Source organism: Candidatus Methanodesulfokora washburnensis, from assembly GCF_003947435.1.
Classification (GTDB): domain Archaea; phylum Korarchaeota; class Korarchaeia; order Korarchaeales; family Korarchaeaceae; genus Methanodesulfokora; species Methanodesulfokora washburnensis.
On record NZ_RCOS01000118.1, the window covers coordinates 13,225 to 14,575 of the forward strand.

Here is a 1,351-nt window from a genome sequence, read left to right on the forward strand (position 1 = left end):
GGCTTCTTCCCATATTTAGCTCCAATTTCTTCCAATATTTTTACTATTTCATATATCTGTTTAAAGTTCTCCGGATGGAAAACAGCAGATCCACTTCTCACATCGCTGAACTTCGGAAGATTTTCCGGTGTGTACTTACCTGAAAGAGCTCCCTTGGCCAGAGGAGACCATGCAAGAACGCTGATGTTGTTCGCCTCTGCGTATGGTATTATCTCCTTCTCAGCATCTCTCTCAACGAGGTTGTACTTCACCTGAATGCTCACTATATCCTCAGTTGATAGACAGGACCAAGCCGATTCTATGAGCTCGGGAGGGAAATCGCTGAGCCCTATCATCCTTATTGCCCCGATGCGGACTAGCTCCTCAAGAGCCCTCATGTACTCGCAGGTCGGGATGTTGTCCCAGCATGGAGGCCAGTGAACCTGCATTAAATCAATATAACTCGTTCCTAGCCTCTCCAGAGATCTCCTAGTTGCCTTGAAGACATCATGCCTGGATAGAAATTCTCCCGGTATCTTGGTTGCTATAACAACTTTTTCCCTCTCTCCCAGCTCTTTGATGGCCTGTCCAAGGAACTTTTCACTCATTCCCATGCCATAGACAGCTGCTGTGTCAAAGAAATTTATCCCCATGCTTAAGGCCTTTTCAACAATGGATTTAGCTGCATCATAGCTCGTTACCCCCCACGCATCGCTGAACTGCCACGTTCCCAGGCCAACTGCCGAGACCTTCACATCTCCTATGTATCTGAACTCCATACAGCATTCGGATAGTTCTACTTAAATACATTTAACCGAAATCTATGGAGGGAAAACAAGATATTTAGAAATATGAATCTACTTGTCAATAAAGTGGTTAAGAAAGACTTCACCTTTAAGAGATCAAGAGATCACTATCTGGCCTAGGAGCGGCAGTGACTACGCTACCTGTTTTCCTCTAGCATGTAAGCACGGTCTAAATTCACAGATATGGCCAGTGGATGGTAAAGTCCCCCAGATAATCATATTCAATTACTGATAAGGTCCTAATGCTTAACCTCTAGCGAGCAATAATTAAACGGCCCTGATTGACTTTACTTTTTCATCAGCGACTAATCCTTCTCTTTATTGATCTTTAGAATATACCTCTATTATTAGCTTTTCATAGACCTTTTCCAGCTCTCCCTCCATAATATTTATATTCTTCTCTCATCAGTTTTTCCTATGACAGAGGCTGTCATCACATCTGTCCTGGAGGAGGCGCTCAGACAGGCATCCGAAAGAATAGCTAGAAAGCTTACAGAGGGGAAGAGGCTGACCGATACTGAAGTAATAATCCTCCTTTTGGATCAGATGAATAAAAGAATGGAGAT

At 43.5% G+C, this 1,351-nt stretch carries 1 protein-coding gene; it reads right to left on the reverse strand.

All coding sequences use genetic code 11. The features are described from left to right. A partial coding sequence (locus D6D85_RS10165) for an aldo/keto reductase (protein ID WP_133308312.1) occupies positions 1-758 on the reverse strand: 758 nt, incomplete at its 3' end. Positions 759-1,351: the final 593 nt, after the last annotated feature.